5 protein-coding genes and 1 pseudogene are annotated in these 7,267 nt (G+C 54.3%); 1 reads left to right on the top strand and 5 read right to left on the bottom strand.

The window, feature by feature from the left end; all coding sequences use genetic code 11:
* The 4 genes and pseudogenes from QZ506_RS11915 to lolC all read right to left on the bottom strand — a co-directional run.
* A pseudogene (locus QZ506_RS11915) lies at positions 1–103 on the bottom strand (IS5/IS1182 family transposase); the annotation flags it as partial.
* Between the two features lie 123 nt (positions 104–226).
* Complete coding sequence (gene lolE, locus QZ506_RS11920) at positions 227–1,474, bottom strand: lipoprotein-releasing ABC transporter permease subunit LolE (protein ID WP_291971296.1); 1,248 nt, start codon at positions 1,472–1,474, stop codon at positions 227–229.
* The gene (gene lolD / locus QZ506_RS11925; protein ID WP_291971298.1) at positions 1,471–2,178 is read right to left on the bottom strand and encodes a lipoprotein-releasing ABC transporter ATP-binding protein LolD; all 708 of its coding nucleotides are present in this window, start codon (positions 2,176–2,178) and stop codon (positions 1,471–1,473) included. Before lolD ends, lolE begins: the two co-directional genes overlap by 4 nt.
* Positions 2,171–3,373: a lipoprotein-releasing ABC transporter permease subunit LolC gene (lolC, locus tag QZ506_RS11930; RefSeq protein WP_291971300.1), complete on the bottom strand. Its 1,203-nt coding sequence runs from the start codon at positions 3,371–3,373 to the stop codon at positions 2,171–2,173. The genes lolD and lolC overlap by 8 nt, the downstream gene beginning before the upstream one ends.
* A gap of 136 nt (positions 3,374–3,509) precedes the next feature.
* Here lolC and mfd point away from each other — a divergent pair, with 136 nt between their 5' ends.
* Complete coding sequence (gene mfd / locus QZ506_RS11935; protein ID WP_291971302.1) at positions 3,510–6,959, top strand: transcription-repair coupling factor; 3,450 nt, start codon at positions 3,510–3,512, stop codon at positions 6,957–6,959.
* Between the two features lie 199 nt (positions 6,960–7,158).
* Here the strand turns inward: mfd and QZ506_RS11940 are convergent.
* Positions 7,159–7,267: IS1 family transposase (locus tag QZ506_RS11940; protein WP_291970049.1), on the bottom strand; the 109-nt coding region annotated here is incomplete at its 5' end.

The following is a 7,267-nucleotide window of genomic DNA, read 5'->3' on the forward strand; positions in this document are numbered from 1 at the left end:
CAGCAATGGCTGATTCATCTAGCCATACGGTTAGAGAACCGCGCTGCTTGAGGGCCTTGTTATAAGAGGGCCAGTTGGTGATTTTAAAATTTTGTTTTGCCATGGAGACCTGATTTTGAAACAACTGTGGAGATCTGCTCCGATGATTACCCAAAAGTTCTATTTATTCAACAAAGTCTCGATACGCTATAACTTATTGAATAATAATCTCGGTATTTTTATGCTGCTATTGCACGCTTAGCACGCGAGCGGGCTCAATACGGCTGGCGCGCCGCGCCGGATACCAACTGGCCAACAAGCTCAACACCACGGCTGTGAGCAGTACCAAAACCACATCCATCATGTGCAATTCTGACGGCAGAAAATCGATAAAATAGATATCGCCCGACAAAAAATGGTGTCCGGTCAGCGATTCAATCCCGCGCATGATCGCACTCAGTTGTAACGTCGCCACCACCCCGATCACGGCACCGATCACACAGCCAAGCAGACCTGCCAGTAGTCCATACCAGATGAAAATGGCACGGATCAGCCTGTCGCTCGCCCCCAAGGTGCGCAATACGGCAATATCGCTGCTTTTGTCTTTCACCGCCATCACCAGCGTGGAAACAATGTTAAAACAGGCAACGCCAATCACCAGTACCATCGCTAAATACATGATAGTCCGAATCATCTGGATGTCGCGGTACATGTAACCGTAGGTGCCAATCCAGTCACGAATATAGATATAGGTGTCGGTCACTTTCCCCACGTCACGCACCAGTTTGCTGGCGGCAAACACGTCATCGACCTTTATGGCAATGCCGCTGACATCATCACCCATGTCAAGATACTGCTGCGCGTCAGCCAACGGGATCAACGCCAGACTGTGATCGAGTTGCCCGCTAAGTTGCAGAATACCGCTCACGTGCAGGCGAATGCGCTTCGGCTGCAACAGCTTCATTTGCGGATCGCTATTGGGGATCATCACCGTCACCCAATCCCCGGTTTTCACCTCAAGCGCCTGCGCAACGCCCTTGCCGAGAATAACCTGCTGCTCACCTGCTTTGAAATTGGCCCACGCATTTCCTGTCACAAACGTTGGCAAAGTACTGAGGCGTTGTTCCTGTTGCGGATCGAAGCCTTTCATCTGTATCGCGCGCAGTCTAGCACCGCTCTCCAGCAGCCCAGTAAAATGCACATAGGGCGCAGCGGCAACGATACCAGGCACCTGCTCAATTTTAGGCAGCATGTTCTGCCAGCCGGTGAAGGGCGGATTGACCGGTTCCATTTCACCATGAGGCACCACAGCCAAAATACGATTTTTCAATTCACGTTCGAAGCCGTTCATCGCACTGAGGCCGACGATCAGCACCGCCACACCGAGCGCAATACCGATGGTGGAGATCACCGAAATCAGGGAAACCATGCCACCGCGCCGACGGCCACGGCTAAAACGCAGCCCAATCAGCAGGGAGAGCGGGGGAAAACTCATTGCGCTGCTCCCATCAGGGTTAACTCTTGCTGAAGTTGCCCGTCACGCATCTCCAACTGGCGACGCAAACGCGCAGCCAGCGACAAATCGTGAGTCACCACCAGAAACGCGGTGCCCTGACGCACGTTTAACTCGCCCAGCAGTTCAAAAATGGTATCAGCCGTGCGCTGATCGAGGTTACCCGTAGGCTCATCCGCCAGCACCAGCGACGGGTTATTCACCAACGCGCGGGCGATGGCCACGCGCTGACGCTCCCCGCCGGACAATTCGCTGGAACGGTGCTCGCGCCGTGCATCCAGACCCACGGCGGCCAGCATAGAGCGCGCCTGATCCTGCGCCTGCGCAGGCGGCGTGTTGCCAATCAGCAGTGGCATCGCCACATTTTCCAACGCGGTGAAATCCTGCAATAAATGGTGAAACTGGTAGATAAAGCCCAGTTCACGGTTGCGCAGCGCCGATTTAGCGGCGGCGGAGAGCACACTGAGCGCCTGACCTTTGAAGATAACATCACCCGTGGTGGGCGCATCCAGCCCGCCAAGCAGATGCAACAGGGTACTTTTCCCCGAACCGGAACTACCGACAATCGCCATCATTTCGCCGGCCTGCATGCTGAATGTCACATGACGCAGCACTTCGGTGGACAGCTTCCCTTCCTGGTAGGTCTTGCACAGATCATTACATTGCAACAACAGGGAATCATTCATAGCGTAAAGCCTCTGCGGGATGAACGGCGGCGGCGCGCCAGGAAGGATAAAGGGTAGACAGCAGGGCAACGATAATCGCCACTAGCGCGATGGTCAGCACCTGCACCGCATCAATATGAACGGGTAGAGCGGCACCATCCAGCAACAGCCCCAATGCCGGGATCAGCGTATTAAGCTGGCTAGCCAACAGCGCACCGAGCACTGCGCCCAGCAGAGCACCAACCACCCCGGCGCTTCCCCCCTGTGCCATAAACACCGCCATAATCTGGCGTTGGGTCAGCCCCTGCGTTTGCAAAATGGCCACCTCACCCTGCTTTTCCATCACCAACAACCCTAACGACGTAATGATATTGAACGCCGCGACGGCGACGATCAGGCTCAACAACAGCCCCATCATATTTTTTTCCATGCGAACGGCCTGAAACAGTTCGCCCTTGCGCTCACGCCAATCTTTCATCACCAACCCTTGTGGTACCGGCTGCGCACTGAACGCCACAATATCCAACGGTTTTTCCAGCCACAGGCGCCAACCGGTTATGTGCCCGGTCGGGTAACGCATCAGACGCGACGCATCCTGCTGATTCACCAGCATCTGGTAACCATCCACTTCACTACCTGCGGCAAAGGTACCTGCTACGGTAAACAAGCGCTGACTGGGAATGCGCCCCATTGGCGTGATTTGACTGGCACCGGTGACCATAATACGCAGTTGTTCACCACGTTTGACCCCAAGTTGAGAGGCCAACTGCTCGCCAAGGATCACCTGGTATTCACCCGCTTGAAGTTGAGTGAGAGAGGTATTTTTCAAAAAACGCGACAAAGGCTCGGGTTCATCGGGATTAATGCCCAGCATGACTCCGACTGCTACACTGCGCGCGCTTTGCAACACCACTTCGCCCGTGGTGATTGGCGCTATGCGCGTTATGCCCTGTAGGGTGCTCAACGATGATGCAGGCAATGCCTGTGGGTCAAGTGAACCGCTCGCTGTGTTCACCACCGCTTGTGGCATCAACCCTAGGATGCTCTCCTCAAGCTCCTGTTCAAATCCGTTCATCACCGACAATACGGTCACCAGCGCCATGACACCTAACGTGATGCCAATGGCCGATAACCAGGAGACAAATCGCCCAAAGCGATCCGATGCTCGCCCACGCATATAACGCAGGCCAATAAATAAAGCGACAGGTTGATACATGAAATCCGTCTGGATAAGGTTGCTAAAGCAAAGTGATCAAGGATAATAAAGGGTCATATCACTTTATGGAACCCTACCCCGCTTTCTACACTGCTTTTTCTTATGCTGGAACGGGGCAACACCAGATATTCGGAATATGCCTGAAAAAAATCGCTATGCTCTTCCCGTAAAAGCGGGTGAACAACGTCTGTTAGGCCAACTAACCGGCGCTGCCTGTGCCGTTGAGTGTTCCGACATCATTGAACGCCACGCCGGGCCGGTTGTACTTATCGCACCCGATATGCAAAACGCGCTGCGGCTACGCGATGAACTTCAGCAGTTTACGGCGCATCCGGTCACTACGTTGTCTGACTGGGAGACGCTGCCTTACGACAGTTTCTCGCCGCATCAAGAGATCATCTCGGCGCGTCTCTCCACACTGTATCACCTCCCTGAAATGACCCGCGGCGTACTGGTGTTGCCAGTCAATACGCTAATGCAGTTGGTGTGCCCGCACACCTTCCTGCACGGCCATGCGTTGATGGTGAAAAAAAGACAACGCCTGTCGCGCGATAAACTGCGCGCGCAGTTGGAGCAGGCAGGCTATCGCAGTGTCGACCAGGTAATGGAACACGGGGAGTTTGCCACGCGCGGTGCGCTGCTGGACCTCTTCCCCATGGGCAGTGAAGAACCCTACCGCATCGATTTTTTCGATGATGACGTAGATAGCCTGCGCGTATTTGATGTTGATAACCAGCGCACGTTGCACGAAGTGGCACAAATCAGCCTGCTACCTGCGCATGAATTTCCTACCGACAAAAATGCCATCGAACGCTTTCGCATCCAATGGCGCGAAACCTTTGAAGTGCGTCGTGATGCCGAGCATATTTATCAACAGGTCAGCAAAGGCACCTTGCCTGCGGGCATTGAATATTGGCAACCACTGTTTTTTGAACAGCCGCTCAGCACGCTGTTCAGCTATCTCCACAGCAATACGCTGCTGGTTAATACAGGCGATCTTGAAGCAAGCGCTACCCGCTTTTGGGCCGATATTCAACAACGTTTTGAAAGCCGCCGCGTAGACCCGATGCGTCCTCTGTTAACGCCGGACACCTTGTGGTTGCGAGTCGATGCGTTGTTCAGCGAACTGAAAGCTTGGCCGCGCGTTCAGCTCAGCAAAGAAACGCTGACGGAAAAAGCAGCGCACCGCAACCTCGGTTACCAAACGCTGCCGGACATCGCCATCCAGCATCAGCACAAAGCGCCGCTGGATGCACTGCGACGTTTTTTGGAAGGTTTTACCGGACAGGTGATCTTTTCCGTTGAAAGCGAGGGGCGTCGTGAAACCCTTCAGGAATTACTGGCACGCATCAAACTGGCACCAGCGCCAATTACCCGGTTGGATCAGGCGGACAAACCCGGCGCTTATCTGATTATCGGTGCCAGCGAGCACGGTTTTATCGACACGCTGCGCCAACGCGCCTTGATTTGTGAAAGCGATCTGCTCGGTGAACGCGTTGCACGTCGACGTCAGGACAGCCGTCGCGCCATTAATACCGATACACTGATCCGCAACTTGGCCGAACTGCATCCGGGCCAGCCGGTGGTGCATCTGGAGCACGGCGTTGGGCGTTACGTCGGCCTCACGACGCTGGAAGCCGGTGGCATCACCGCAGAGTACATGATCCTGACCTACGCAGGGGAAGATAAACTCTATGTTCCGGTTTCGTCATTGCACCTCATCAGCCGTTATTTCGGTGGTGCCGATGAAAATGCACCATTACACAAACTGGGCGGCGATGCTTGGTCACGTGCGCGGCAAAAAGCGGCAGAGAAAGTACGCGATGTGGCAGCCGAACTACTGGATATCTACGCGCAGCGCGCAGCGAAAAGCGGATTTTCCTTTCAGCACGATCGCGAACAATACCAACTTTTCTGCGATGGGTTCCCGTTCGAAACCACGCCGGATCAAGCGCAAGCCATCAATGCCGTACTGAGCGATATGTGTCAGCCGCTGGCAATGGACCGGCTGGTATGCGGTGACGTCGGCTTCGGTAAAACAGAAGTTGCGATGCGCACCGCGTTCCTCGCGGTGGAAAACCACAAACAGGTAGCCGTGCTGGTGCCGACCACTCTGCTGGCACAACAGCATTACGACAATTTCCGCGACCGCTTTGCCAATTGGCCCATTCGTATCGAAATGCTCTCCCGTTTCCGCAGTGCCAAAGAACAGACGCAGGTGCTGGAACAAACGCAGGAAGGCAAGGTAGACATTCTGATTGGCACCCACAAACTGCTGCAAAGTGACGTGCACTGGCGCGACCTTGGGCTGCTGATTGTGGATGAAGAGCACCGCTTTGGCGTGCGCCACAAGGAGCGTATCAAAGCGATGCGTGCCAACGTGGATATCCTGACGCTGACCGCCACACCGATCCCACGTACTCTGAACATGGCGATGAGCGGGATGCGCGATCTCTCGATTATTGCCACACCGCCCGCGCGCCGTCTGGCGGTAAAAACCTTTGTTCGCGAATACGATGACCTGTTGGTGCGTGAAGCGATGCTGCGTGAAATTCTGCGCGGCGGACAGGTTTATTACCTCTACAACGACGTAGAAAACATCGAGAAAGCAGCTCAACGCCTGGCGGAGTTGGTGCCTGAAGCGCGCATCGCGATTGGTCACGGCCAAATGCGCGAACGGGATCTGGAACGGGTAATGAGCGATTTCCATCATCAGCGTTTTAATGTGCTGGTGTGCACAACCATCATCGAAACCGGCATCGATATTCCCAGCGCCAACACCATCATCATTGAGCGCGCAGACCATTTCGGTTTGGCACAGTTGCACCAGTTGCGCGGGCGCGTCGGACGTTCGCACCATCAGGCCTATGCTTATCTGCTGACGCCAAATCCGAAGGCGATGAGTACCGATGCGCACAAACGTCTGGAAGCCATCGCATCACTGGAGGATTTGGGTGCAGGCTTTGCACTGGCAACCCATGATTTGGAGATTCGCGGCGCGGGTGAACTGCTTGGCGAAGATCAAAGCGGGCAAATGACAACCGTCGGTTTTTCACTCTATATGGAACTGCTGGAAAGCGCGGTCGATGCGCTCAAAGCAGGGCGCGAACCCTCTTTGGAAGATCTGATCAGCAGTCAAACCGAGGTGGAATTACGCCTACCGTCCTTGCTGCCGGAGGCCTTTATCCCTGACGTCAACACGCGACTGTCATTCTACAAGCGCATTGCCAGCGCCAAGGACGATAGCGCATTGGAAGAGCTGAAAGTGGAACTTATCGATCGCTTTGGTACCCTGCCGGATGCCACGCGCCATCTGTTGCAGATTGCCGCGCTGCGCCAGCACGCGCAATCTCTGGGCATCAAACGTATCGAGGGCAACGAAAAAGGAGGATTTATCGAGTTCAGTGCCCATAACAGGGTCGATCCTGCACACCTGATTGGCCTGTTACAGCGCGATCCTCGCGTCTATCGTTTGGATGGCCCTACCCGCTTGAAATTTATTAAAGACCTCAGCGAAAGGCCAGAGCGTATCGATTTCATTGCTGGACTTCTGACTGACATGGCTCAGCACACCTTGGCGGCATAACCCTGCACAGTGGTGACTACTATCGCTTAGCCACCACTGTGTGCGGGGTTGGATATAACGTAAACACACTGCACTAAAACTGACGTTAGGGAGACTATAACGTCAGCAAAAGGCCCATGCTGTACTAGTTGGAAACAGTGCGGGTAAAAAATTTAAACTTATAAATTCCCGGTCGTGTATTCAATGAGTTGATGTAGCATCAAACGTAGTACTCGCGTTCGATGTAAGTACCGATGATCCTATCGTGCATTTCGGATGATTTTGAATATCCGGGCGTCTTGCGATTGAGCCGTTGCAATCGGTTACGC

The sequence above is a fragment of the Candidatus Symbiopectobacterium sp. genome, assembly GCF_020054415.1.
Taxonomy (GTDB): domain Bacteria; phylum Pseudomonadota; class Gammaproteobacteria; order Enterobacterales; family Enterobacteriaceae; genus Symbiopectobacterium.